Consider the following 25,625-nt stretch of genomic DNA (forward strand, 5'->3'; position numbering starts at 1 on the left):
GGGGAACGGATAAAAACGGAGCTTAGAACGGAACGGAATGCCGTAATATGTCAGACAGGGAGGGCGCACCTGCTGCGCCCAGTGAGGCCGCCGTCAGCCGACGCCAAGCGTCGACTTCACTTCCTGCGCAATCTTTTCGACCTGAGGACCGTAAATCACCTGAACATCCTGCTCACTGACGCGATTCACCCCATTCGCGCCCGTACTCATCAGGGTGTGATCCACCACCTCTTTCATATCTTTTACCCGCACCCGTAAGCGCGTGAAGCAGCAATCGATGTCCTCTATATTGGCAGCCCCACCCAATCCACTGATAATGACCTGAGTGCGTTCACTGCCATCAACGACCTGCGGTTTTTCCTCCTCGGTTTCCCGTCCCGGTGTTTCAACATTCATGCGGGTAATGACAAAACGGAACCCGTAGTAATAGATCGGTGCGTAGATCACGCCAAGCACCAGCGTCCACCACCAGTGGGTTTTACTGCCACCCAGCACACCGAAGACTACCAGGTCGATAATGCCGCCCTGCACGTTGCCAATCATCAGATGCAGCATGGACATCAACATAAATGAAAGGCCGGTCAAAAACGCATGCAACACATAGAGCACGGGCGACACAAAAATAAAGCAGAACTCCAGAGGTTCGGTGATCCCGGTGGTAAAGGAGGTCAGCGCGCCGGCCAGCACCAGCGCTTTCACGCGTTGTTTATGCTCCGGACGTGCGGTGTGATAGATCGCCAGTGCTGCAGCGGGCAGCCCAAACATCATCACCGGTATTTTTCCCTGCGCCAGGAACTGGGTAGCCGTTCGCAGCGTGGCATCCGGGATGAGGCCAGGATGTGTCAGCGAGGCATTGAAAATATTCAATGCGCCGACAATAGTCTGTCCGTCCACAACCGCCATACCGCCAATCGGCGTAAAGCGGACCGTTTCATTGAGAATATGGTGCAGCCCGGTGGGAATCAGCAGGCGTTCAGCCGCCCCCAGCAGAAATGCACCGTACTGACCACTGTGGCCAATCATCTGCCCCACCCAGGCGATGCCCTCTCCAAGAGTTGGCCAGATCAGCGCCAGCAATACACCTACCAGCGGCAGAACCACGACGGTGACAATGGGCACAAAACGTCGGCCGCCAAAGAAGCTGATCGCTGTAGGAAGTTGCTGCGTATAAAAACGATTGTGCAACATTACGGTGAGCAGGCCGGCCACCACGCCGCCCAGCACGCTCATGTTGTAGGTAAAAATCCCCAGCATCTGGATATATTCCGCCGAGGTCATCATGGCGGTCGTTTGATCCAGTCCCGCCTGTTGCAGCGCCTGAGGCGTCGTGGTGGCCGCCGTTATGCCTTTTGCGGCCAGCGTCGCATTAATCCCCACGTTCATGGCGATATAGCCAATCACCGCCGCAAAGGCGGCGGTCGGTTTCTCGGCTTTTGCCAGACCAATCGCACTGGCGACGGCAAAGAACAGGGGCAGATTGGCAAACAGCGCCCCTGCGACTTTGCGAATAAAACCGATAATGAGCTGCGCCACCTGCATTTGCGCAAAGGCTTCCCCCGTCACTGCGGGGTTCTGCATGGCCGCGGCCAGCCCCAGAAAAATACCGGCTGCCGCGATCACCGAAATAGGCATCATCAACGCCTTGCCAAATGCATGAATCTGGCTGGTCAGGTGTTTCATGGTTTCGCGCCTTTTTGTGTCATAAACAGCAAGTATTAGCGCGATGTGCCGATAACACCTGATACGGAGAAGTTATGAAAGGGTAAAATATGAACAGCATCACAGTTGTTGTGCCGTCACGATAAACGCGACCTATCGCACCATTAAGTCAATCAATTAGACAAGCTATGTCGTCGAACGCACACTAATCTTCACTATCAGGATATATCCTTGCAACATTCGTCCAACAAAAAAATAAGCCTGCACCTATGATGAAATTTAAGCGCCAAATTAAACCATACCGCGCCGCCGCGGGTGGCTGGGGTTCACTGGAAGCCACGACACGTTTTGTTTTCGACAGTAAAGCTGCCCTGAAAAACCTGCGCAATCTCATGCGCATGAACAAGGCGCGTGGCTTTGACTGCCCGGGCTGTGCCTGGGGCGATGACAATAAAAGTACTTTCAGCTTTTGTGAAAACGGAGCGAAAGCGGTAACCTGGGAAGCGACACGCCGCGTTGTGGATGCCGACTTCTTTGCGAAACACAGCGTGACCACGCTCTATGCTCAAAGCGATTATTTTCTGGAGTATCAGGGCCGCCTGACGCATCCCCTGCGCTACAACCGTGAAACCGATCACTACGAGCCCATCAGTTGGGATGACGCCTATGCGCTTATCGCGCAGCACATCAAAGCGATGGACAATCCAGACCAGATGGAGCTTTACACCTCAGGTCGCGCCAGTAATGAAGCGTCATGGCTTTATCAGCTGTTTGGCCGCATGCTGGGCACCAATAACTTCCCTGACTGCTCGAACATGTGTCACGAAGCCAGCGGTGCGGGACTGAAGCGCAGCATTGGCGTGGGTAAAGGCACGATTCGTCTGGATGATTTTGACCACGCGGATGCGATTTTTGTTTTTGGACAGAACCCGGGCACTAACCATCCACGCATGTTGCACAGCCTGCGTCACGCTGCCGATCACGGTGCAAAAATTGTGACCTTTAATACGCTGCGCGAACGCGGTCTGGAACGGTTTGCCGATCCGCAGAAGCCGCTGGAAATTGTTACCTCGAAAGCCGGTACCATCAGCTCGGCCTATTATCAGCCGCACCTGGGTGGCGATATGGCCGCGGTGCGCGGCATGGTTAAAGCCCTGCTGGAAACGCATCGCGCGCGCATTGCGGCAGGCGAAAGCGGCCTGTTCGATCAGGCGTTCCTGAATGCCAAAACGCACGGCGTTGAAGCCTACTTTGACGCCGTGGATAACACCGACTGGATGCAGATTGTGGCGCAATCCGGCCTGACTGAAGCGCAGATCCGTGAAGCGGCCGCGATTTACCAGAGCGCCGATCGGGTCATCTGTACCTGGGCGATGGGTATCACTCAGCACAAACATTCCGTCGATACCGTGCGCGAAATTACTAACCTGCAGCTGCTGTTTGGCCAGTTAGGTAAAAAAGGTGCGGGTCTGTGCCCTGTTCGTGGTCACAGTAATGTGCAGGGTAACCGCACCATGGGCATTGATGAGAAACCGGCAAAACCGTTCCTGGATGCGCTGGGTCAGCACTTCAATTTTGAGCCACCGCGTGCGGCAGGTCATAACACCGTTGAAGCACTGAATGCCATGCTGCGTGACGAAATCAAAGTGCTTATCGCGCTGGGTGGCAACCTGGCGGCGGCGGCACCGGATTCACCGCGCACCGAAGAAGCGCTGTCACGTTGTGGCCTGACCGTGCATATCAGTACCAAACTGAACCGCAGCCATCTGGTTCCCGGTCATGAGGGCCTGATTCTGCCTACGCTGGGCCGCACCGAGCGCGATTTGCAGGCGACGGGCAATCAGTATATTACCGTGGAAGATTCCTTCAGCATGGTGCACGCGTCTGAAGGCGTGGGTATTCCGCTGGCGGATACACAACGTTCAGAAACGTCGATTGTCGCCAGCATTGCGCATGCGGTACTGGGCGATGAAAAGGTGAAGTGGCTGGATCTGGCGGCGGACTACAACCTGATTCGCGATCACATCGCAGCCACGATTCCTGGCTTTGCCGACTTTAACAGCAAATGCGATCAGCCTGGTGGGTTCTATCTGGGTAATGCCGCCGCCGAACTGCGCTTCAACACGCCGACCGGTAAGGCCGAGTTCAGCCCTGCCGCGCTGCCTGACTCGCTGTTTCCGCAGTTGGATCAGGAGGTGCCCTTCACGCTGCAAACCCTGCGTTCGCACGATCAGTACAACACGACGATTTACGGCCTTGATGACCGCTATCGCGGCGTTTACGGTCAGCGTGAAGTCGTCTTTATCAACCCGGACGATATGGCGGCATTAGGCTTCAGCGAAGGCCAGAACGTTGACATTGAAACCCTGTGGAATGATGGCGTAACACGTCGCGTGAGCGGCTTTAAGCTGGTGCCTTACAACATCCCGCGTGGCAACCTGGCGGCCTATTATCCAGAAACCAACCCGCTGGTTCCGCTGAACAGCTACGGTGATATTAGCGGTACGCCAACCTCGAAATCGGTGCCGGTTAAGCTGGAATTGTCGCAGGCAACGGTCACCCAACGCATTGCCTGATTCAGGCTTTGCTCCAGGCAAAAAGCCGGTTCGTCCGGCTTTTTGCCTTGCCGCGGGACCGCGATTCGCGTAAAACTGTCAGCCGCTATTAGGCCACGAAACGTAAAAATCATGTTCCAGGATAATCCGCTGCTTGCGCAGCTTAAAGAGAAGCTCCATTCACAAACGCCGCGTGCAGAAGGCGTTGTAAAAGGCACCGAAAAGGGATTCGGCTTTCTGGAAGTCGATGCACAAAAAAGTTATTTCATCCCGCCCCCGCAGATGAAGAAAGTGATGCACGGCGACCGTATTATTGCCGTCATCCACACCGATAAAGATCGTGAAAGCGCAGAGCCAGAAACGCTGGTCGAGCCTTTCCTGAGCCGTTTTGTAGGCCGTGTGCAGAAAAAAGACGATCGTCTTTCTATCGTGCCCGATCATCCCCTGCTGAAAGAGGCCATTCAGTGCCGTCCGGTACGTGGGCTGACCCACGATTTCCAACAGGGCGACTGGGCCGTCGCGGAAATGCGACGTCATCCGTTAAAGGGTGACCGCGGCTTTTATGCCGAACTGACCGAATTTATTGTCAGCGCAGACGACCATCTTGCGCCGTGGTGGGTGACACTGTCACGTCACAATCTGGAGCGCCAGGCCCCTGAAATGGGTTTTGGCGAGATGCTGGACGAAAACCTGCAGCGTGAAGACCTGACCGCGCTGGATTTCGTGACCATCGACAGCGCCAGCACAGAAGATATGGACGATGCGCTCTACGTTGAGGCGCTGGAAGACAATGCCCTGCGCCTGACGGTCGCCATTGCCGATCCGACCGCTTACGTGGCTGAAGGCAGCGAGCTGGATAAGCTCGCCGCGCAACGTGCGTTCACCAACTACCTGCCGGGCTTTAATATTCCGATGCTGCCGCGCGAGCTTTCCGATGATGTCTGCTCCCTGCGCCCTGATGTGCGTCGCCCGGTACTGGCCTGTCGCGTCACCGTGGCGCAGGATGGTAGCCTGTCTGATGTGCACTTCTTCGCGGCCTGGATCGAATCGAAAGCCAAACTGGTTTACGACGAGGTTTCTGACTGGCTGGAAAACAGCGGCGAGTGGCAGCCGCAGAATGACGCGATTGCGAATCAGATCCGCCTGCTGCATCAATTGTGCCTGTCTCGCGGCGAATGGCGCCAGGCCCACGCGCTGGTGTTTAAAGATCGCCCGGATTACCGCTTCCTGTTGGGCGAGAAAGGCGAAGTGCTGGATATCGTCGCTGAACCGCGTCGCATTGCCAACCGAATCGTTGAAGAAGCCATGATTCTGGCCAACATCTGTGCGGCCGAGGTGCTGCGCGATAAGCTGGGCTTTGGGATCTATAACGTCCATGCAGGCTTCGATACTGCCAACGCCGAGCAGGCCGCCGCCGTGCTGGCGACACATGGGATTACGGCAGATCCTTCAGCGATTACCACGCTGGACGGTTTCCGCGTGCTGCGCCGGGAACTGGATGCCCAGCCGACCCAGTTCCTGGACAGCCGTATTCGTCGTTTCCAGACGTATGCGGAAATCACCACCGAACCTGGCCCGCACTTCGGTCTGGGCCTGGAAGCCTATGCGACCTGGACCTCACCGATTCGTAAATTTGGCGACATGATCAACCATCGCCTGCTGAAAGCCATCGTACGTGGTGAGTCGATCGCCCGGCCCGATGACGCTGTCACGGTCACCATGAGCGAGCGCCGCCGTCTTAACCGCATGGCCGAGCGTGACGTGGGCGACTGGCTTTATGCCCGTTACCTGTCACCTTTTGCGGCGACAGATCGTAAATTCAGCGCGGAAATTATCGATATTTCCCGTGGTGGCATGCGCGTGCGTTTGCTGGAGAATGGCGCAGTGGCGTTTATCCCTGCTCCGTTCCTGCACTCCGTTCGTGACGAACTGGTGTGCAGCCAGGAAAGCGGCACAGTGCAGATTAAAGGTGAAGTGGTTTACCGCGTGACCGATGTGATCGACGTGACCATCGCCGAAGTGCGTATGGAAACCCGCAGCGTCGTCGCTCGCCCCGCAGCCTGAGTATTATCCAGCGGGACAGGATAGCCTGTCCCGCTCATTCCTGACGTACCGCTTCCGCACACGCTAAATTTGCACTGCGCTTCACAGTTCTCTCCTTATTAACTTTCACTTACATTCCATTACATTAACGTTAGCTCGTTGTATTCGATCGCCTTCCATTCGGTCTCTACAAGGAGTGAGTTATGAAGAACGTCAAAACCGGCGTGATCTGGTTAGCGGTGGCGTTAACTGGCGCGGGCGCGTTCGCGATGCTGGCGCTTAATCGCGGCGAACACGTCAACGCAGTCTGGCTGGTGGTTGCCGCAGTCGCCTGTTACAGCATTGCCTATCGTTTTTACAGCCTCTTTATCGCCCGCAACATTTTCGAACTCGACGATCGTCGCCTGACGCCTGCTGAACGTCTCAGCGACGGTCTGGACTACGTCCCCACCAACAAATGGGTGCTGTTTGGTCACCATTTTGCCGCTATCGCCGGTGCGGGCCCGTTGGTCGGCCCGATTCTGGCCGCGCAGATGGGCTTTTTACCTGGCACGATCTGGATTCTGGTCGGCGTGATGCTGGCCGGTGCGGTTCAGGATTTCCTGGTGCTGTTTATCTCGACCCGACGCGATGGCCGTTCACTGGGCGAAATGGCCCGTCAGGAGCTGGGGGCCTTCGCTGGCGTCATCACTATGCTGGGTGCGCTGGGCGTGATGATTATTATCCTTTCCGCGCTGGCGCTGGTGGTGGTGAAGGCACTGGCGAACAGCCCCTGGGGCCTGTTTACCATTGCCGCAACGATCCCTATCGCGCTGTTTATGGGCATCTACATGCGCTTTCTGCGCCCCGGTAAAATTGCTGAAGTCTCACTGATTGGTTTTGTGCTGATGATGGCGGCCATTATTTACGGTGGCGATGTTGCACAACATCCCTACTGGGGGCCGTTCTTTACCCTGAAAGGCACGTCACTGACCTGGGTGCTGGTCATTTATGGTTTTATCGCATCGGTATTACCGGTGTGGCTGCTGTTAGCACCGAGGGACTACCTCTCGACCTTTCTGAAAATTGGCGTCATCGTTGGTCTGGCTGTAGGTATTGTGTTCGCCATGCCAGAGATGAAGATGCCCGCCGTGACCCGCTTCATTGACGGCACCGGCCCGGTCTTCTCAGGGGCTCTGTTCCCGTTCCTGTTTATCACTATTGCCTGCGGGGCGATTTCCGGCTTTCATGCGCTGGTTTCCAGCGGAACCACCCCAAAACTCGTGGAGCGGGAAAGCCACATTCGCTTTATTGGCTACGGCGCGATGTTGATGGAGTCGTTTGTCGCCATAATGGCGCTGATTTGCGCCTCAGTGCTGGATCCCGGCGTGTATTTTGCGATGAATGCCCCGGCGGCGCTGATTGGCACCACCGTTGAAAATGCCGCCCAGGTGATCAACGGCTGGGGCTTTGTCGTTACACCGGAGATGTTAAGTGGAATTGCACGGGATGTAGGGGAAGCCTCCATTCTGTCCCGTGCTGGCGGCGCCCCGACGTTCGCCGTCGGTATGGCCCATATCATTACCGAGGTGGTTAACAGTCGCGCCATGATGGCCTTCTGGTATCACTTTGCCATTCTGTTTGAAGCCCTGTTTATTCTCACTGCCGTCGATGCCGGTACGCGTGCCTGTCGGTTTATGGTGCAGGACCTGGTGGGCACCGTGGTGCCGTCGATGGCCAATAACCGCTCCTGGCTGGGTAACCTTGCGGGTACAACCGTTGCGGTGGCAGGCTGGGGATTCTTTGTGTATCAGGGCGTGATTGATCCGCTGGGCGGCATTAATACGCTATGGCCATTGTTTGGCATCGGTAACCAGATGCTGGCCTCCATGGCGCTGATTCTGGGCACCGTGGTGCTGTTTAAAATGAAGAAGCAGCGTTATGCGTGGGTGACCATTCTGCCAACGATCTGGCTGTTTATTACCTCAATGACCGCGGGATGGCAGAAGATTTTCCACGAAAAACCGTCCATCGGCTTTCTGGCGCAGGCCAATAAATTCCGTAAAGGTCTGGATGAAGGCGTAATTATCGCACCGGCGAAAACCGTCGCCGATATGCACACCATCGTTTTCAGTAACCAGATTAACGCGGCCCTGTGCGGGTTCTTCATGCTGGTCGCCGTCACCATGCTCATTGCGGCTTTTTTTGTGATTCGTCGTGCCCTGCGCAGTGAGGTACCTACCACGCATGAGTCCGCGACCACGTTGCGGAAGGAGATTCGCCATGTCTGACAGCATTCATCGTGTAACACGGCCAACAGGGACGTGGCAAATTGTGCGCTGCGAATTACGCTATGCTCCCGTCCGCCCTGGCTTTCGCTGGCGGGCATTCTGGCAGGGGCTACAGCAAAGCTTTCGTCTGATGGTGGGCGTTCAGGACTACCAAAAATACCTGCAGCACATGCGGCAGCATCATCCAGACCTGCCGCCGATGAGCGAGCGTGACTTTCATCGTTATTGTCTGGACGCCCGCTTTCCCAGTCAGGCTGGAAAACTGGGTAAATGTCCGTGTTAAACCGCCTGCCGGCCCCGCTTCGGCGGGGTTTTTTGTTCCTGTTTTTTCTGGAAAGTAAAATAAATACACTTTCATCTTGTGCTGACATCAGTAGATGAATACTGTTGCTAAAATAATGAGATAACGTCAGCTATGGACTTCCCGGAGGGAGTGATCATGACCGATGAACAAGGGCAATCATTGTTGTATACCTTGTTTGGTACAACCAGCCCTCATTGGCGGTTAAGCGCGGACAGCGATGCGCTGCTTTTTGCCTTAGATGAATCATCGAATACGAGTGTTGCTGTGCCGCTGACGCCTGGCCAGTGCAGTTTACTGCGAGCTATGCCAGTGATTACTTCCAGTATCAACCTGACGTTAACAATCCATGGTGAGCAGGTGGCCATGCATTTTGTCGGACGGCGCATCAATCAGTCCGTCTGGGCCGGTACCGCATCCGCCTGGGGCGATACATCGGCGGTCGCACGCGATCTGACGCTGGGGCTGTCCTTTGCGGAACAGGTAGTTTCAGAGGCCAATTCCGTTATCGTCATTCTTGACCAGCGGGGCAATATTCAGCGCTTTAACCGACTCAGCGAAGAGTACACCGGCCTGTATGAGCAGGATGTGATTGGCCGGAATGTTTTTCAGCTGTTTATGACCAAGCAGGAGGCGGCAGCGTCACGTCGCAACATTGCGGGCTTCTTCCGTGATGGTAACTCTTATGAAGTCGAACGCTGGATCAAAACGATGAAGGGACAGCGACTCTTTCTGTTTCGTAATAAGTTTGTTCACAGCGGCAGCGGAAAAAATGAAATTTTCCTCATCTGTTCCGGAACGGATATTACCGAAGAACGTCGCGCTCAGGAGCGACTGCGTGTCATGGCCAATACGGATGGTATTACCGGCCTGCCAAACCGTCACGCGATACATCAGCAAATCAGTCAGGCGCTGGAGCGGGCGGAAGGCAGTGAAACCGGTGTGGTCTATCTGGACCTGGATAATTTCAAAAAAGTGAATGACGCTTATGGCCATATGTTTGGCGATCAACTGCTGCAGGCGGTGTCGCTGGCTATTCTGAGTTGTCTGAGTAAGAACCAGACGCTGGGACGCCTTGGCGGTGATGAGTTTGTGGTGCTGGCCGAACAGACCAGCCAGGCGGCGCTGGAAGCGATGGCGACGCGCATTCTGGATCGGTTACGTCAGCCCTTCCGCATTGGCCTTATCGAAGTTTACAGCGGCTGCTCCATCGGCATTGCCATCGCGCCGCTGCACGGGGAAGATCGTGAATGCCTGATCCGCAATGCCGATACGGCGATGTATCACGCCAAAGAGAACAATCGCGGTAAATATTGCGTTTTTGCTGAAGAGATGAACCGGCGGGTATTTGAATATCTGTGGCTTGATACCAATCTTCGCAAAGCGCTGGAGCAGGACCATTTACTGGTGCACTACCAACCCAAAGTGGACACGGACGGAAAAGTACGCAGTGCCGAAGCGTTGGTGCGCTGGCATTCACCCGAGCGCGGACTGGTCTCGCCTGCTGACTTTATTCCCTATGCTGAAGATTCAGGACTGATTGTGCCGCTGGGGCGCTGGGTAATGCTCAATGTGTTGAAACAGATTATCGCGTGGCGCCAGCAGGATATTCATCTGCGCGTGGCCGTCAACGTCTCCGCGCGCCAGTTGATGGATCAGTCGATCTACAGCGATCTGAAGCAGGCGCTGACTGACGCCGGTTTAACGGAAAGCCCGATCGATATCGAACTCACGGAGAGCTGTCTGATTGAGAACGAAGCGGAAGCGCTGAAGTTAATGCACAAGTTCCAGGAGCTGGGTGCCCAGGTCCATCTGGATGATTTTGGTACCGGTTATTCCTCGTTATCACAGCTGGCACGAGTGCCTATTAACGCCATTAAGCTGGATCAAAGTTTTATCCGCAATGTGAATAAACGCCCTGTCTCCCAGTCGCTGGTGCGCGCGATTGTTGCGGTTGCCAAGGCGCTGGATTTACAGGTTATTGCCGAAGGCATAGAAACCGCCGATGAAGAGGCCTTCGTGCTGAAGAATGGCGTCGATGGTCGACAAGGCTATTTCTACGCAAAACCAATGCCCGCCGAACAGTTTGGGCATTGGCTGGCTCAGCATCCTGCCCGCAAGTAAACGCTTAAGTCCCTAACCCGCTTTACGCAGTGATGCGGTGTGGCGGTTTTGTAACTGGACTAAACGCTCCATATAGGCGATATCTTTTGCTTCAAGCGAAAAGGCGTAATCGACCCAGTCTTCCGTGATGTCCATTAACTCGGCGCGGGAAAGCTGCAATACGCGCTGGCGCGCCTTCAGCATAGCGCGCACTCCATTGAGTTTGGGCCGCAAGGTATCAATGAACGTCCGGGTGGCACGGTAGCTGTCGCCTGGCTGAAACACTTTGTCAACCAGCCCCCGCGTTTCGTACCACTCTGCGCTGTGGGATTCGCCTTCGATGATCAGCTCCTCCGCCAGCTTCATGCCCGAACGCCGGGCGACTAATGAATAGCCGCCCATACCCGGAAACAGGTTAAACGCAATCTCCGGAAAACCCATACGGGCGTTGTTTTGCGCCAGGATAAAGTGATGCGCCAGCGCTGCCTCAAAACCGCCGCCCAGTGCACTGCCCTCAATCATTGCCAGCGTCACGGCTCCGGTGTCAAAGCCACGCGCGGCAGAATGAATGCAGTCAACACAGGCGCGTGCATAGGCACGCAACGCTTCCCGGCGATTATTGCGGATACACTCCACAAAGAAGCGCAAATCACCACCGGCATTAAACATTTGTGGCACTAACGAGCCGGTGACCCAGAAGTCGATGGGTAAGCCAGAACGCTGGGCCGCGTAACTGAGATTCATGATCTCTTCAATCAGTTCATGATTAAAGCTGGGGCGCGGTTGGGCGCGTAACATCATCCACATGGTACGTCTCCCTTCTTCGTAATAAGCCACTAACTGCGTGGTTTGTCCGGCTTCGGAAAACAGTCTGCATGTGGGTTGGTTAATCACGGTCATTGTCTCATCCTCTGTTATTTTGATGCGCTAATTGCGCCACATCAGCCTAATCCAGAGTGAGGCCAGACCAAATGAGAGATTGATTTACAAGATAAATTCCAGAGTGATCCCTGATGCACGACATTTAATTGATTAGTATGATTTCTTGATAGCACGCGACTCGCTGGCAGAACAGCGCCAACCGATAACGGGCACTGAAGAGACTTTCACGCCACGTAAGCCGTGCGTAACGCGCTAATCAGGACGCAGACCAGGCTGCGCCCTCAACCTTATTTCTGGCCGTACCAGGCATTTTCACCATGCTTGCGCAAGTAATGCAGATCGAGCAGGGTTTGCTGGATGGGGGGAAGACCGGCCGTCAGCTGCTGACTGAACAATCCCATATACGCCACCTCTTCCAGCACCACCGCGCTGTGCACCGCCGCATGGGCATCTTTGCCCCACGCGAAGGGGCCATGTGAATTCACCAGCACGGCGGGAATCGCAGTGGGAGAAAGCCCACGCTGCGCAAAGGTTTCAATAATCACTTCACCCGTATTCCACTCGTATTGCTGTTGAATCTCCTCGTCACGCATGGCGCGGGTACAGGGAATTTCACCGTAGAAGTCGTCCGCGTGTGTGGTTCCCCAGGCCGGAATGGCACGACCGGCCTGCGCCCAGATGGTGGCGTGGCGTGAGTGCGTATGGACAATTCCACCTACTTCGGGCCAGGCCAGATAAAGCGCCCGGTGCGTAGCCGTGTCAGAGGAAGGACGCTTTGTGCCTTCGATAACCTCTCCGCTCGCCAGATCCACCACTACCATGTCATCCACTTTCATTACATCGTAACTGACGCCGGAAGGCTTAATCACCAGCAAACCCTGCTCACGATCGAGGGCGCTGACATTGCCCCAGGTGAAGGTAACAAGGTTATGTTTAGGAAGATCGAGATTGGCTTCCAGAACCTGTTGTTTCAGATGTTCCAGCATTTTTTTCTCCTGCTGAATAAGGTCTTAACATTTTGCGGAGCAGGCAGAAAAAACGTTATGGAGCAAATGGCTAAAAAGCAGCGGAAAATAGCTGTGAATGGAAAATTGTGCTGAGAATTAAGAATTATCCCTCTTCGGAAAACCTTCAAAATGAATAGAATTCTGTCAGGCGTCGGGCAGGTCCACCTGCTACTGGTGCTTTTCAGCCGCTACAAACAGATCGTCCATGGTGTCCGCGTTTTTATACTAAAAGGATGCGGTAATAATGCGGCACAGGCGGCCTGAAAAAATTTCAAAGCTATACTTAGTGTGTTGCCTCTGCAAACACAATAAAGGAGAAGTTTATGACAATTACAATGAAAAAATTGACCGTTGCGGTATTAGCGACCACCCTGGTTGTGGCGTTAAGCGGCTGTTCTAACTGGTCTAAGCGTGACCGCAATACTGCGATTGGTGCAGGTGCGGGTGCCATTGGTGGTTCAGTACTGACCAACGGCAGCGCGCTGGGTACAGTCGGCGGCGCCGCAGTAGGTGGCATTATCGGTCATCAGATTCACTAAGAACCGCAATTAAAACAATTAACGGCTACGCAGCGCATCTACACCATAAGCCGGGCTACACAAGTCGCCCGGTTTTTTATTTAACCGCCCGCCAGTTTTACTTTCATACCTTTGGCTTCCAGCAGGCTTTTAAGTAAATCACGTTTGTCGCCCTGAATTTCAATCACACCGTCTTTCACCGATCCGCCGCAACCGCATTTCTTTTTTAGCTCGGCAGCCAGAAGATTCAGTGCACCGTCATCCATGTCCACGCCAGTTATCAGGCAAACGCCCTTGCCTTTCCGGCCGCTGGTCTGGCGCTGGATACGAACAATGCCGTCCCCTTTAGGACGTTCCACTTTCTGTTCGGGTTGCACAATGCGGCCTGAATCTGTGGAATATACGAGTGGGTTGTCACGACTCATTTTACCGCCTCCAGATCATTGATTATGGCTTTCAGCGTCGCCGCCGGGTTAGCAGACTGTGTAACCGGGCGGCCAATGACCATATAATCCACCCCGGCGAGCTTCGCCTGCTGCGGCGTCATTACGCGACGCTGATCGCCGGCGTCGCTGCCTGCTGGCCGGATGCCTGGCGTGACCAGCGTGAAGTCCCTGCCAATGACCTGTTTAAATTGGGCGGCTTCGTGGGCGGAACAAACCACACCATCCAGGCCACATTCGTGGGTCAGCTTTGCCAGGCGCTCGGCCTGCTCTGCCGGAGAAAGCGTGATACCCAGACCCAGCAAGTCATCTGCATTCATACTGGTCAGGACGGTGACGGCAATCAGTAACGGCGCTTGCTGCCCAAAAGGCACTAACGCTTCCCGGGCGGCGTTCATCATACGCGCACCGCCGCTGGCGTGCACATTCACCATCCAGACACCAAGATCGGCGGCGGCGGCGACAGCATGGGCCGTTGTATTGGGAATATCATGGAATTTCAGGTCGAGGAAGATTTCAAAGCCGCGTTGTTGCAGCGTTTTGACCAACTGAGGGCCAAATAAGGTGAACATTTCTTTGCCCACTTTCAGGCGACAGCTACCTGGCTCTATCTGATCAACAAAATGCAGCGCGCTGTTTAAATCGTGGTAATCAAGCGCCACTAACACGGGTGAAGTCGGGGATAAGGCCATGCTATTTCCTCTGCGGTAGGCACCTGCTGGCGCGTTAGACAAACGGCACGCATTCTACCTGCCCGCATTTCCCATCACAATCCCTGTTATCCTGCGAGGCGATATTTGCATGGTGGTGATGCAGGCTGGTGAACAGGTTCTTTATAGTATGTTGTAACTAAATTAGGCACCAGAAAGACAGGCAACAGTGCGCATCGCGTGCGCAGTTATTGCCCGTCGAGTCCCCGAATCGGTTTGACCGATGACCAGGTGCGGCAGGAAGGACAATGCCAGTAGAGCGCATGGGCAGTAAACCCGCATTTCTGGCAACGGTAGCGCGGCTTGGTCCGGATTTGTTCGCCGACCAGGTCGCGCAGGACCATCAAACTCTCTTTGGCGCGACCGTCTTCCGCCTCATGCAGGTGAAACTCCATCAGGCGATGAAACACGCGCATATTGGGATGACGCTGTAGCTGATGATTAATGTAATTTTGTGCGGCTTCCGCGCCCTGCTCTAGCTCCAGAATCGCGGAAAGATAAAGTTCTGCGGCGGCGCCGGTATTTTCTTCCACGCAGCGTTTGAGAAAGGCGGCCCAGGCGTCGGGCTGATTAAGTCGCTGAAAACAGGTCTCCAGCATCGGCAGCGTTTCACTGACCAGTTCTTTGTCCTGATCCAGTACACGTTGCAGATGCTCAACCGCTTTGCCGTACTCCCCTTTCTCCATCAGAATACGTCCCATCATAATGGAGACTCGCGCGCTCTGGCGATCTGCCGCCTCGCCCTTTTTCAACAGCGTCATTGCGCGGTCAAGATCGTCGCTGCTCATCGCCTGCAAAGCCAGTTCACAGTAGAAATGCGCGATCTCGCCCTTCTGCTTGTCTTTGCCTAATTTCACCAGGCGCTCAGCGACCTCAATCGCCTGAAGCCAGTCGCTGGTCGCCTGATGAATAAGCAACAACTGCTGCAGGGCACCAATGCGGAAATCCGTTTCATCGGTGAGCTGTTTAAACATGTCTTCTGCGCGGTCATAAAGCCCCGCGGCCATGTAATCGCGCCCCAGTTGCTGGATAGCTAATAAACGCTGCTCATAGCTCAGAGAGGCACTTTCCATTAACGACTGATGGATTCGAATCGCACGGTCAACTTCACCGCGGGAGCGGAACAGGTTTCCCAGCGTAAGATGCGCCTCAACGGTGCCGCTGTCTTCCTTCAGCATATCAAGGAACAGATCGACCGCTTTATCCTGTTGGTTAGACAGCAGAAAGTTAACGCCCGCCACGTATTCGCGTGACAAGCGGTTGGATTCCTGTTGCTTGTCCTGCTGCGCACTACGGCGTCCCATGTACCAGCCATAGGCCGCCGCAACAGGCAGTAACAGAAACAGCAGTTCTAACATGGAATCTTATTCCTGCACGGTTGGCGGCAACGGTTTACCACCTGTGCCAGGCGCATTCTGATCAACCTGAGCCTGCAGACGTTTAATTTTACGTTGGGCGTTCGCCAGCGAGACGCGAACACGCAGCCAGAACAGCCCACAGATGACCCAGCCCAGCAGGAAGCCCACGCCGAACAACGTTGCCAGTAAAGTGGAGATACGGAAATCGCCCTGCGCCAGCAGATAGTTAAAGGTGATAACCTGGTCGTTGTGTGCGCCAAGGGTCACAGAAATGATAAAAATGACCAAAACCACTAAAAAAATCAGCAAATATTTCACAGTGCATCCTGTTGTGAGGTTGTCGAATCAAAGTATGCCAAAATTACGGCAGAAATACTGCTCCTTGCAGCATCAGGCGAAGCACTTTTGCGCGGTTCAGTCGCAAGATATGAGGCTGAACGGCGCAATTACAATCCCTGGTCGCGTTCTGCCACTTCCTTTTGCTCGTCGGGGGGCAACGTCAGCGGTCCACAAAAGCGCTGGGCAAGCCAGGTGGCGATGACCACCAAAAACCAGGACAGCACGGTGGCAACGGCAAGATCGCGCGGCCAGTGCATACCCAGTAACAAGCGGCTTCCCATAACGCCCACCGCCCAAACGCCGACCAGCACTATCGTTTTATAATGCCGGCGCGGCCATAGCAGGCCAATGACCAGTAATGCCCAGCTCGCCGCGAACAAGGTATGACCTGACGGGAAGGCGAACCCTGTTTCAAACGCCCAGTGCTTTTTCAGCCAGACCGGAATATGCGATTCATCCGCAATCAGTGCGGTAACGCGTTCACCACGCTGGGTGCGGTTTAACTGATAGAAGGTTTTGTCATCCAGACCGTGCGTTTTCTCCAGCCATACCACATAAGGTCGGGGTTCCTGCACCCGCTCTTTAATGAATGATTTGGTATACTGGCCCGCCAGAATCGTGACATTCATGATCAGCAACAGCAGCAATGCCGGTTTAAGCCGAAAGCGAAGACACCATAATACCCAGGCACTTAACACCAGGCTGGTCAGTATGCCCCATGGCCGGGTCACCGTTTCTGTCATCCAGAACAGGACTCTCAGAAACGTGTTACTTTCCTCGGGTTGCCATTGCCAGCCGGACAGCCACACGGCTAATGGCATCATCAGCAGTAACACCATCCCTGCTGTGGTACGTTGCAAAATTTTAACCATCCCTTTTCCCTTTTTGCTGATGAAAAGCCGTCATACCGGTAAAACTTTAGCTTAAAAAAGAATAACATAACCTTTACGGATTAGATAATCGTGCTTTATCACAACAATCGTTTACACAGATTAACAGCCAACCTCGCGGTTGTGGCACAATATTGCACGTTTGTCGGGCCACATCGGCCTGTGCACTATCATGATGATAGTGCATCCTCTGATGGTTCTGGAGAGTCACATGCAGCTTAAACGGGTGGCAGAAGCCAAACTGCCAACGCCATGGGGAGATTTCCTGATGGTAGGTTTTGAAGAACTGGCAACCGGTCACGACCACGTTGCTCTGGTCTTTGGCGATATCAATGATAACGAACCGGTCCTGGCGCGCGTTCATTCGGAATGTCTTACCGGTGATGCGCTGTTCAGCCTGCGTTGCGATTGCGGCTTTCAACTTGAAGCTGCGCTGAATGCCATTGCCGAAGAAGGACGTGGTGTATTGCTTTATCACCGCCAGGAAGGCCGCAATATCGGTCTGCTGAATAAAATTCGCGCTTACGCTTTGCAGGACAAAGGGTATGACACGGTTGAAGCTAACCATCAGCTCGGTTTTGCCGCTGATGAACGTGACTTCACGCTCTGCGCAGATATGTTTAAGCTCCTTGGGGTGAACGAGGTTCGCCTGCTTACAAATAATCCGCGGAAGGTTGAAATCCTGAGCGAAGCCGGTATTAACATCGTTGAACGTGTGCCGTTGGTGGTGGGACGGAATCCCAAAAATGCGCACTATCTCGATACCAAAGCCGAAAAAATGGGCCATCTGTTGCCGAAGCAGTGAATAAAAAAGCCGGGTTTCCCCGGCTTTATCGTATCAGTTGAGCATATTTCGAATCACATAATGCAGAATACCGTCGTTGCGGTAATAGGTCAGCTCATTACCGGTATCAATGCGACAGCGGGTATTCAGCTTCTCTTTGCTGCCATCGGCACGCGTGATTGTCACTGGCACGGTGCAGCCCGGCGTGAGCTGTGACAGGTTCTCAACGTCAACCGACTCATCCCCTTTCAGTCCTAATGTTTTACGCGTTACGCCCTGCGGGAATTCCAGCGGTAAGATCCCCATACCGATCAGATTAGAGCGGTGGATACGTTCGAACGATTCGGCGATCACTACGCGAACGCCCTGCAGACGCGGTCCCTTCGCTGCCCAGTCACGACTCGAACCTGACCCGTACTCTTTACCGGCAATGACGGCCAGCGGCACGCCTTCGGCCTGATATTTCATCGCGGCATCGTAAATGGCCAGTTGTTCACCACTCGGATAATGTTTGGTATAGCCACCCTCAACGCCCGGCACCATTTCATTGCGGATACGAATGTTGGCAAAGGTTCCGCGCATCATGACTTCGTGGTTACCACGACGCGAGCCATAGGAGTTGAAGTCATTGCGCTCGACACCATGCGCCAACAGATAGCGCCCTGCCGGGCTTTCTGCTTTGATGCTACCTGCCGGTGAAATATGGTCTGTTGTGACCGAATCCCCCAGAATAGCCAGCAAACGCGCACCACGAATGTCTTCGACCGGTTTGGGCGTTTTTTCCATGTCATCAAAGAACGGTGACAGACGGATATAGGTTGATCCTTCGTCCCAGTCATAGGTCGCGGCTTCGCTGACTTTGATGGCCTGCCATTCGGGCGTACCGTCAAAGACTTCCGCATACTCTTTGTGGTACATATCGCTGGTAACCTGCTGTACCGCTGTCGCGATTTCTTCAGGCGAAGGCCAGATATCTTTCAAAAAGACCGGCTTGCCATCCCGATCCTGTCCGAGCGGATCAGTTTGCAGGTTGATCTTCATATTCCCCGCGAGCGCATAGGCCACCACCAGCGGCGGTGAAGCCAGCCAGTTGGTTTTAATCAGCGGATGAATACGGCCTTCGAAATTACGGTTACCCGACAGCACGGCCCCCACTGTGAGGTCGCCCTCTTTAATCGCCGATTCGATCGCATCCGGCAGCGGGCCGGAGTTACCGATACAGGTTGTACAGCCATAACCGACCAGATTAAAGCCCAGTTTATCGAGGAACGGCGTCAGTTGTGCGACGGCCAGATAGTCGGAAACCACTTTAGAGCCCGGGGCAAGCGATGCCTTGACCCACGGCTGGCGTTTCAGGCCCCGCTCTACTGCCTTTTTCGCCAGTAAACCTGCGGCCATCAGGACACTTGGGTTTGAGGTGTTTGTACACGAGGTGATCGCCGCAATGGCCACCGCGCCGTCGGTCAGGGTATGGGAAAGTCCGGTGTCGCTGTCCGTGTAGGTGACTTCTTTGTGAGGTTTCTGCGCGTGGTTGACTTCCAGTTCATTGCTGGCGTCGAACGCCGCCGGGACATCGCCCAGGGACACGCGATCCTGTGGGCGTTTTGGTCCGGCCAGACTTGATTCAACATCATTCATGTCCAGCGCAAGACTGCTGGTGAAGACAGGTTCATCGCCCGCATTACGCCACATTCCCTGGCGTTTAGCATAATGTTCTACCAGCGCAACCTGTTCGGCATCGCGTCCGGTTAAGGTCATATAGCTCAGTGTCACTTCATCGACAGGGAAGAAACCGCAGGTAGCGCCGTATTCCGGTGCCATATTGGCGATGGTTGCGCGGTCCGCCAGCGGCAGATCGGCCAGGCCATCACCATAGAATTCCACAAATTTGCCCACCACGCCGTGCTTACGCAACATTTGCGTCACCGTTAGCACCAGATCGGTCGCGGTAATGCCCGGCCGCAGTTTGCCAGTGAGTTTGAAGCCCACGACATCCGGGATCAGCATAGACACCGGTTGCCCCAGCATCGCCGCTTCGGCTTCAATCCCGCCGACGCCCCATCCCAGCACGCCAAGCGCATTGATCATCGTGGTATGAGAATCCGTCCCGACTAAGGTGTCCGGCCAGGCATAGGTTTCGCCGTTTATCTGCTGCTGCCAGATTGCTTTCCCCAGGTATTCAAGGTTTACCTGGTGACAGATCCCGGTCCCCGGTGGCACCACCCGGAACTGGTCAAAGGCTTTCTGGCCCCAGCGCAGGAAGACGTAACGCTCATGGTTGCGTTCCATCTCCAGCCGCACGTTCTCTTCAAAGGCATCGTCGTCGCCAAAATGGTCAACGGTGACGGAGTGGTCAATGACCAGATCGACCGGGGACAGTGGGTTGACTTTATTCACGTCTCCGCCCAGTCGGTTCACCGCTTCGCGCATCGCGGCTAAATCAACAACGGCGGGTACGCCGGTGAAATCCTGCATTAAAACACGGGCCGGGCGGTAAGCAATTTCCCTGTCGGCGTGGCCGGTTTTTTGCCAGTCAACTAACGCCTGAATATCTTCCTCAGTGACTGAGTCGCCATCCTGCCAGCGCAACAGGTTTTCTAACAGCACTTTGAGGGATTTAGGCAACCGATCAATGTTACCGAGATGTTGTGAAGCGCGAGGTAGACTGAAGATGTGATAGTTGTGATTATCTACCTGCAGTGTTTCCTGACTCTGCTCGCGTAGGGATGACGACATAGCTCCTCCTTTATAATACATGGTCTTTAAACCTCAGAGACAACAAGGTTTAGTATAAAGATAGACCACTTTTTTGTTAACGTTTTGATTACAACACAGATTGCTACAATCGGACGCAAACAAAAATGCCCCGCAATGTTGCGAGGCATTATTGAGAAAGAGACACGTTTAAATTATAGCGCTGCCCAGAGCGCTGCCATCCACACGGTAAATGAGAACGCATAAGCACTAAACCAGGTCATTTTAATCATATTCATAGCAATACTCCTGCGTAGAAAGGGCAATAAAAGCCGTACTCGCATCCTGATAAGGGATGACATCATTTATGCAACGTGTGAAGAGCGCTTAATTAAGTAAGTCTGAAAGACAGAAGAAATGTCGAAAGAAAAACGCGATGTAAAATTATTTTGTTTTCGGGTCCAGAAAGGACTCGATGAAATTACGCTGATGCTCGTTGAGATCCCAACTTTCGGGAATAGTCACTTTTTCCGCCTTTGCAACCGGCTCTTTCGCTTTATAGCCAGAGAGACGATGCTGACGAGTCGTCATGGTGTGCTTATGGCAGAGTGCGTTTGCCCACATGGCTTAACCCCAGATGCGCCAAATCATTAATGCTACAACCACCCAGAACAGCGCTGAGGCAGCGAACACAGTTAACCAGGCATTGCGACGAGTGTTACCTGTACGCTTAACCTTGGTGCTTTTAGCCGGGAAGCCCGGATCAACAGTCAGTCTCGTAGCCATAGTTTTTGATAATCACTCTCAATAAAACGATTGATAACATCGATTAAGATTTAGGAGGAATCCTAAACCCGTTAAGGCCAAAAATCCAGTCATTTTTATTGCACAAAACGATTAACGCAATTTATCAAAACTGTAAAATTACTTAAGTAACGATTAATGACTTATTACCCATACTATTAAAATCCGCCTGACAAAAATTTGAGTTAATTTAACTTCAGATCCAGTCATTACTAAAGACCGTGTTAACTAACCCCTAAATAAAAGCTTCTCCATCAAGCGTTAACTGGAGTATGGGAATAATCCTGGCAGCCCGCAAAGAAATCGCGTCAAAAATGTGTCGTATTTCGCATTTAAGATACAGCAAGCTTTAAACATGTGATCGACGTTACATTTACAAAAAGATAATGAAACTTCTCAATATAAACATGGCGCTAACATTCTTGCATAAAAAAGGCTGCACTAAGCAGCCTGAGAATACGCGACGACAGATAACCGTTACTTAAACGGCAGCTTGATATCTTTAAACATGGCCTCAATGTCCTCGTTGGAACGCAACGCCACTGCCGTATCCACAACATCGCGCGTCAGATGGGGGGCGAAGCGCTGGATGAAGTCATACATATAACTGCGCAGGAAGGTGCTGCGGCGGAAACCAATCTTCGTCGTACTGTTGGTGAAGATTTCAGAGGCTTCAATTCTGACGAGGTCAGGATCAGCAACGGGATCCACCGCCATACTCGCAATCACCCCTACGCCCAGCCCCAGGCGAACATACGTTTTAATGACGTCGGCATCCGTTGCGGTAAAGACGATACGTGGCGTCAACCCCGCGCGCATAAAGGCGGTATCCAGCTCGGAGCGTCCGGTGAAGCCGAAGGTATAGGTTACCAGCGGAAAATCGGCCAGCTCCTCTATCGTCACCTGCCCTTTTCCCGCCAGCGGATGGTCTGGCGTGACCACGATAGCGCGGTTCCAGTGATAGCACGGTAGCATAATGAGATCGTCGTAGAGGTGGAGCGCTTCCGTGGCAATTGCAAAGTCTGCGTTGCCTTTAGAAACCGCCTCGGCAATCTGCGTTGGTGAACCCTGATGCATATGCAGCGAGACACGTGGATAACGTTCGATAAAGCCCTTAATCACGCCGGGCAGCGCATAGCGCGCCTGAGTGTGCGTAGTGGCAACATATAACGAGCCTTTATCCGGCCAGGTATGTTCACCTGCGACAGATTTAATGGCATCCACTTTGGAAAGCACTTCGCGTGCAATGCGAATGATTTCTTCACCGGCGGGCGTAACCTGCGTCAGGTGCTTACCGCTGCGGGCGAAAATCTGCACCCCAAGCTCATCCTCCAGCATACGGACCTGCTTACTGATGCCCGGCTGCGAAGTGTAAAGCCCTTCTGCTGTCGATGAAACATTCAGGTTATGGTTCACGACTTCTACGATATAGCGCAACTGCTGTAATTTCATATCTGTTGTTATCCTTGTCGGTTACAGAGTCGCATCCCCGGGTGGCGTACTGTCGCCCAGGCGGGTGAAAGGTGCTGAGCAGAAAGAAGGGATCGGAAATGCTATAACCACTATAACATTTTAAGTATCAATGTAGAACGGAATGATATAAGGCGGGGAAAAAAGGCCAGCAATGCTGGCCTTACAGGGTTACTTTTTCGCTTCCTGCCACTTGCCGTCAATGTAAAACGCTGACCAGCCTGTCGCTTTGCCGTCTTTTTCAGACGCCACATACTGCTGTTTCGTTTTACGGCTAAAGCGCACCAGCGTCTTGTTGCCTTCCGGATCGGTTGCTGGCGCTTCGGCCAGATATTTCAACTTCTCAGGTAAACGGTCGTGGAAACGCTGCAGCTCTTCCACCAACGGTGCGCGGGTTTCACGCGATTTGGGGAAGGTATTGGCGGCCAGGAACACACCGGCAGCACCGTCACGCAACACAAAATACGCATCCGATTTTTCACACGGCAGTTCGGGCAGCGGCACGGGATCTTCTTTCGGCGGGGCGACATCGCCATTACGCAAAATCTTACGGGTATTCTTACAGTCATCATTGGTACAGGCCATGTACTTACCGAAACGCCCCATTTTCAGGTGCATTTCAGAACCACATTTTTCGCACTCGACGACCGGACCATCGTAGCCCTTGATACGAAACTCCCCTTCTTCGATTTCATAACCATCGCACTCAGGGTTGTTACCGCAAACGTGCAGCTTGCGTCCGTTATCAATCAGATAGCTGTCCATCGCTGTGCCACATTTCTGGCAACGACGACGGGCACGCAGCGCGTTGGTTTCGGCATCGTCCCCTTCCAGAATATTCAGAACTTCATTTTCCGGAATCAGGTTGATGGTTTGCTTGCAACGCTCTTTCGGCGGTAACGCATAGCCTGAACACCCCAGGAAAACACCGGTGCTGGCTGTCCGAATCCCCATTTTACGGCCGCAGGTTGGGCAGTCGATGGAGGTCAGGACCATCTGATTCGGCTGCATTCCGCCTTCTTCCGGATCTTTCTCAGCCTGTTCCAGCTGCTGGCTGAAATCGGAGAAGAAGCGATCCAGAACCGCCTTCCACTCCGCCTGATTGTTGGCGACCTGGTCGAGGCTGTTTTCCATGTGAGCGGTAAAGTCGTAATTCATCAGCTCGCGGAAGTTCTCTTCCAGACGATCGGTGACAATTTCACCCATTTTTTCAGCGTAAAAGCGGCGGTTTTCCACCCTGACGTAGCCACGATCCTGGATAGTGGAAATGATGGCCGCATAGGTCGAAGGACGGCCGATACCGCGTTTTTCCAGCTCACGGACCAGTGAAGCTTCACTAAAGCGGGCCGGTGGCTTGGTAAAGTGCTGGCTGGGTAACAGGTCCTGCAGGCTCAGCTCATCGCCAACGTTAACCGGCGGTAAAGTACGATCCTCATCATTCTTACGCAGCGCAGGCATGACTTTGGTCCAGCCATCAAAGCGCAGCGTACGCCCTTTGGCCTTCAGTTTGTAATCCCCTGCCGTGACTGTCAGCGTGGTCGAATCGTACTGTGCCGGTGTCATCTGACAGGCGACAAACTGACGCCAGATAAGCTGATACAGTTTCTGCGCATCCGCTTCCATATCTTTGAGCTGCTCGGCCAGCACTTCCACATCTGATGGACGGATGGCTTCATGCGCTTCCTGCGAATTCTCTTTGCTGGCGAAGGTATTCGCCGCATCGGGCAGGTACTTTTTACCAAAATGGCCTTCAATGTAGCCGCGCACCATCGAAACCGCATCCTGGCTCAGGTTCGTGGAATCGGTACGCATATAGGTGATATGGCCCGCTTCATACAGGCGCTGCGCCATCATCATGGTCTTTTTCACGCCAAAGCCCAGCCGGGTACTCGCCGCCTGCTGCAACGTGGAGGTAATAAACGGCGCGCCGGGTTTGCTGCTGGTTGGCTTGTCTTCACGGTCCGTGACCGCAAAGCGCGCTTTTTCCAGCAGAGCCAGCGCGGCGTGCGTCTGGTCGTGATTGACCGGACGGAACGGTTTATCGCCCGCATGAGTGACGTCCATCGTCAGCTCATCGCCCTTCGGCGTGGTCAGGTTAGCGCTCAGTTCCCAGTACTCTTCGGGCACAAAAGCTTTGATTTCACGCTCACGCTCAACCACTAACCGGACAGCAACAGACTGCACGCGACCGGCAGACAGGCCTCGCGCGATTTTTTTCCATAATAACGGGGAGACCATGTACCCCACGACACGGTCCATAAAGCGGCGTGCCTGCTGTGCATTGACGCGGTCAATGTTGAGTTCGCCCGGCGTTTCAAACGCCTGGCGAATCGCATTTTTGGTGATCTCATTGAACACCACGCGGCTAAAGCGCTTATCGTCACCCCCGATCACTTCCCGCAGGTGCCACGCAATGGCTTCCCCTTCGCGGTCAAGGTCGGTTGCGAGATAGATATGGTCGGCGTTCTCGGCTAAAGCTTTGAGTTCCGCTACCACTTTCTCTTTATTGGGCAGGATTTGATAATCCGCTTCCCAGCCGTGATAGGGATCAACGCCCATACGACTGACCAGTGCGGCTTTCTCATCCTTCTTAACTTTTTTGGCTTTCTTATCTGTCGGGGTTTCAGCACTTTTTTTGGCGGTTGAACCACTGGTCGGCAGATCCCGGATATGGCCCACGCTGGATTTCACCACGTAGCCACTGCCGAGGTATTTATTGATTGTTTTAGCCTTTGCCGGGGACTCAACAATAACGAGTGCTTTACCCATATTTACCTTTACCTAATGAATACATC

At 53.8% G+C, this 25,625-nt stretch carries 20 protein-coding genes; 7 read left to right on the plus strand and 13 right to left on the minus strand.

All coding sequences use genetic code 11. The features are described from left to right. Nucleotides 1-93: 93 nt before the first annotated feature. Complete coding sequence (locus tag RAC65_RS02530) at nucleotides 94-1,680, minus strand: PTS transporter subunit EIIC (RefSeq protein ID WP_110267455.1); 1,587 nt, start codon at nucleotides 1,678-1,680, stop codon at nucleotides 94-96. Nucleotides 1,681-1,931: 251 nt separating this feature from the next. Here RAC65_RS02530 and RAC65_RS02535 point away from each other — a divergent pair, with 251 nt between their 5' ends. The 5 genes from RAC65_RS02535 (at nucleotide 1,932) to pdeR (ending at nucleotide 10,952) form a co-directional block, all read left to right on the plus strand. Continuing rightward, on the plus strand, nucleotides 1,932-4,235 hold the full coding sequence (locus RAC65_RS02535) for an FdhF/YdeP family oxidoreductase (RefSeq protein WP_039341548.1): 2,304 nt from the start codon (nucleotides 1,932-1,934) through the stop codon (nucleotides 4,233-4,235). Nucleotides 4,236-4,346: 111 nt separating this feature from the next. Beyond that, nucleotides 4,347-6,278: an exoribonuclease II gene (locus RAC65_RS02540; protein WP_033741804.1), complete on the plus strand. Its 1,932-nt coding sequence runs from the start codon at nucleotides 4,347-4,349 to the stop codon at nucleotides 6,276-6,278. A gap of 182 nt (nucleotides 6,279-6,460) precedes the next feature. Continuing rightward, nucleotides 6,461-8,527: a carbon starvation CstA family protein gene (locus RAC65_RS02545; RefSeq protein ID WP_033741806.1), complete on the plus strand. Its 2,067-nt coding sequence runs from the start codon at nucleotides 6,461-6,463 to the stop codon at nucleotides 8,525-8,527. Beyond that, nucleotides 8,520-8,810, plus strand: a complete 291-nt coding sequence (locus RAC65_RS02550; RefSeq protein WP_039340200.1) for a YbdD/YjiX family protein — start codon at nucleotides 8,520-8,522, stop codon at nucleotides 8,808-8,810. Before RAC65_RS02545 ends, RAC65_RS02550 begins: the two co-directional genes overlap by 8 nt. 156 nt (nucleotides 8,811-8,966) lie before the next feature. Further along, nucleotides 8,967-10,952: a cyclic di-GMP phosphodiesterase gene (gene pdeR, locus RAC65_RS02555; RefSeq protein ID WP_039340199.1), complete on the plus strand. Its 1,986-nt coding sequence runs from the start codon at nucleotides 8,967-8,969 to the stop codon at nucleotides 10,950-10,952. Between the two features lie 12 nt (nucleotides 10,953-10,964). Here pdeR and RAC65_RS02560 read toward each other — a convergent pair whose 3' ends face one another. Both RAC65_RS02560 and araD read right to left on the minus strand, forming a co-directional pair. Beyond that, complete coding sequence (locus RAC65_RS02560; protein ID WP_033741810.1) at nucleotides 10,965-11,831, minus strand: crotonase/enoyl-CoA hydratase family protein; 867 nt, start codon at nucleotides 11,829-11,831, stop codon at nucleotides 10,965-10,967. 269 nt (nucleotides 11,832-12,100) lie between these two features. Further along, complete coding sequence (gene araD, locus RAC65_RS02565; RefSeq protein WP_006119322.1) at nucleotides 12,101-12,799, minus strand: L-ribulose-5-phosphate 4-epimerase; 699 nt, start codon at nucleotides 12,797-12,799, stop codon at nucleotides 12,101-12,103. A 344-nt stretch (nucleotides 12,800-13,143) separates the two neighbouring features. Here araD and osmB point away from each other — a divergent pair, with 344 nt between their 5' ends. Beyond that, nucleotides 13,144-13,359 carry an osmotically-inducible lipoprotein OsmB gene (gene osmB / locus RAC65_RS02570; protein ID WP_006119323.1) on the plus strand — a complete coding sequence of 72 codons (216 nt, stop codon included), beginning with the start codon at nucleotides 13,144-13,146 and terminating at the stop codon, nucleotides 13,357-13,359. Nucleotides 13,360-13,439: 80 nt separating this feature from the next. Here the strand turns inward: osmB and yciH are convergent, their stop codons facing one another. From yciH to pgpB, 5 genes are all read right to left on the minus strand, one after another. Then, entirely contained in the window at nucleotides 13,440-13,763 is a 324-nt protein-coding gene (gene yciH, locus RAC65_RS02575; protein WP_006119324.1) for a stress response translation initiation inhibitor YciH, read from the minus strand. Next, nucleotides 13,760-14,473, minus strand: a complete 714-nt coding sequence (gene pyrF, locus RAC65_RS02580; protein ID WP_054633698.1) for an orotidine-5'-phosphate decarboxylase — start codon at nucleotides 14,471-14,473, stop codon at nucleotides 13,760-13,762. Before pyrF ends, yciH begins: the two co-directional genes overlap by 4 nt. A gap of 206 nt (nucleotides 14,474-14,679) precedes the next feature. Continuing rightward, nucleotides 14,680-15,849 carry a lipopolysaccharide assembly protein LapB gene (lapB, locus tag RAC65_RS02585; RefSeq protein ID WP_375096323.1) on the minus strand — a complete coding sequence of 390 codons (1,170 nt, stop codon included), beginning with the start codon at nucleotides 15,847-15,849 and terminating at the stop codon, nucleotides 14,680-14,682. A gap of 6 nt (nucleotides 15,850-15,855) precedes the next feature. Next, on the minus strand, nucleotides 15,856-16,167 hold the full coding sequence (locus tag RAC65_RS02590) for a LapA family protein (protein ID WP_033741817.1): 312 nt from the start codon (nucleotides 16,165-16,167) through the stop codon (nucleotides 15,856-15,858). 128 nt (nucleotides 16,168-16,295) lie between these two features. After that, nucleotides 16,296-17,060: a phosphatidylglycerophosphatase B gene (gene pgpB, locus RAC65_RS02595; RefSeq protein ID WP_033741819.1), complete on the minus strand. Its 765-nt coding sequence runs from the start codon at nucleotides 17,058-17,060 to the stop codon at nucleotides 16,296-16,298. Between the two features lie 229 nt (nucleotides 17,061-17,289). Here pgpB and ribA point away from each other — a divergent pair, with 229 nt between their 5' ends. Further along, on the plus strand, nucleotides 17,290-17,883 hold the full coding sequence (gene ribA / locus RAC65_RS02600) for a GTP cyclohydrolase II (protein ID WP_006119329.1): 594 nt from the start codon (nucleotides 17,290-17,292) through the stop codon (nucleotides 17,881-17,883). Nucleotides 17,884-17,916: 33 nt separating this feature from the next. On the opposite strand, the gene acnA is transcribed toward ribA, so the two are convergent. The 5 genes from acnA to topA form a co-directional block, all read right to left on the minus strand. After that, complete coding sequence (acnA, locus tag RAC65_RS02605; RefSeq protein WP_054633697.1) at nucleotides 17,917-20,598, minus strand: aconitate hydratase AcnA; 2,682 nt, start codon at nucleotides 20,596-20,598, stop codon at nucleotides 17,917-17,919. A gap of 402 nt (nucleotides 20,599-21,000) precedes the next feature. After that, nucleotides 21,001-21,180 (minus strand): hypothetical protein, encoded by a 180-nt coding sequence (locus RAC65_RS02610; RefSeq protein WP_033741823.1) that lies wholly within the window; start codon nucleotides 21,178-21,180, stop codon nucleotides 21,001-21,003. A 3-nt stretch (nucleotides 21,181-21,183) separates the two neighbouring features. Further along, on the minus strand, nucleotides 21,184-21,342 hold the full coding sequence (locus tag RAC65_RS02615) for a YmiA family putative membrane protein (protein ID WP_006119333.1): 159 nt from the start codon (nucleotides 21,340-21,342) through the stop codon (nucleotides 21,184-21,186). Between the two features lie 495 nt (nucleotides 21,343-21,837). Continuing rightward, complete coding sequence (gene cysB, locus RAC65_RS02620) at nucleotides 21,838-22,812, minus strand: HTH-type transcriptional regulator CysB (protein WP_033741825.1); 975 nt, start codon at nucleotides 22,810-22,812, stop codon at nucleotides 21,838-21,840. A 189-nt stretch (nucleotides 22,813-23,001) separates the two neighbouring features. After that, nucleotides 23,002-25,599, minus strand: a complete 2,598-nt coding sequence (gene topA, locus RAC65_RS02625; RefSeq protein WP_006119337.1) for a type I DNA topoisomerase — start codon at nucleotides 25,597-25,599, stop codon at nucleotides 23,002-23,004. Between the last annotated feature and the right edge of the window lie 26 nt (nucleotides 25,600-25,625).

Origin of the sequence: Pantoea sp. BS_8 (assembly GCF_041954965.1) — a bacterium.
GTDB lineage: Bacteria > Pseudomonadota > Gammaproteobacteria > Enterobacterales > Enterobacteriaceae > Pantoea > Pantoea stewartii.

Coding starts and splice junctions, on each gene's coding strand:
- cysB (WP_033741825.1), bottom strand. CDS start 22,812: ATGAAATTACAGCAGTTGCGCTATATCGTAGAAGTCGTGAACCATAAC.
- RAC65_RS02615 (WP_006119333.1), bottom strand. CDS start 21,342: ATGGCTACGAGACTGACTGTTGATCCGGGCTTCCCGGCTAAAAGCACC.
- acnA (WP_054633697.1), bottom strand. CDS start 20,598: ATGTCGTCATCCCTACGCGAGCAGAGTCAGGAAACACTGCAGGTAGAT.
- RAC65_RS02540 (WP_033741804.1), top strand. CDS start 4,347: ATGTTCCAGGATAATCCGCTGCTTGCGCAGCTTAAAGAGAAGCTCCAT.
- osmB (WP_006119323.1), top strand. CDS start 13,144: ATGACAATTACAATGAAAAAATTGACCGTTGCGGTATTAGCGACCACC.
- araD (WP_006119322.1), bottom strand. CDS start 12,799: ATGCTGGAACATCTGAAACAACAGGTTCTGGAAGCCAATCTCGATCTT.
- RAC65_RS02550 (WP_039340200.1), top strand. CDS start 8,520: ATGTCTGACAGCATTCATCGTGTAACACGGCCAACAGGGACGTGGCAA.
- pgpB (WP_033741819.1), bottom strand. CDS start 17,060: ATGGTTAAAATTTTGCAACGTACCACAGCAGGGATGGTGTTACTGCTG.
- pdeR (WP_039340199.1), top strand. CDS start 8,967: ATGACCGATGAACAAGGGCAATCATTGTTGTATACCTTGTTTGGTACA.
- RAC65_RS02535 (WP_039341548.1), top strand. CDS start 1,932: ATGAAATTTAAGCGCCAAATTAAACCATACCGCGCCGCCGCGGGTGGC.
- yciH (WP_006119324.1), bottom strand. CDS start 13,763: ATGAGTCGTGACAACCCACTCGTATATTCCACAGATTCAGGCCGCATT.
- ribA (WP_006119329.1), top strand. CDS start 17,290: ATGCAGCTTAAACGGGTGGCAGAAGCCAAACTGCCAACGCCATGGGGA.
- lapB (WP_375096323.1), bottom strand. CDS start 15,849: ATGTTAGAACTGCTGTTTCTGTTACTGCCTGTTGCGGCGGCCTATGGC.
- pyrF (WP_054633698.1), bottom strand. CDS start 14,473: ATGGCCTTATCCCCGACTTCACCCGTGTTAGTGGCGCTTGATTACCAC.
- RAC65_RS02530 (WP_110267455.1), bottom strand. CDS start 1,680: ATGAAACACCTGACCAGCCAGATTCATGCATTTGGCAAGGCGTTGATG.
- RAC65_RS02560 (WP_033741810.1), bottom strand. CDS start 11,831: ATGACCGTGATTAACCAACCCACATGCAGACTGTTTTCCGAAGCCGGA.
- RAC65_RS02545 (WP_033741806.1), top strand. CDS start 6,461: ATGAAGAACGTCAAAACCGGCGTGATCTGGTTAGCGGTGGCGTTAACT.
- topA (WP_006119337.1), bottom strand. CDS start 25,599: ATGGGTAAAGCACTCGTTATTGTTGAGTCCCCGGCAAAGGCTAAAACA.
- RAC65_RS02610 (WP_033741823.1), bottom strand. CDS start 21,180: ATGTGGGCAAACGCACTCTGCCATAAGCACACCATGACGACTCGTCAG.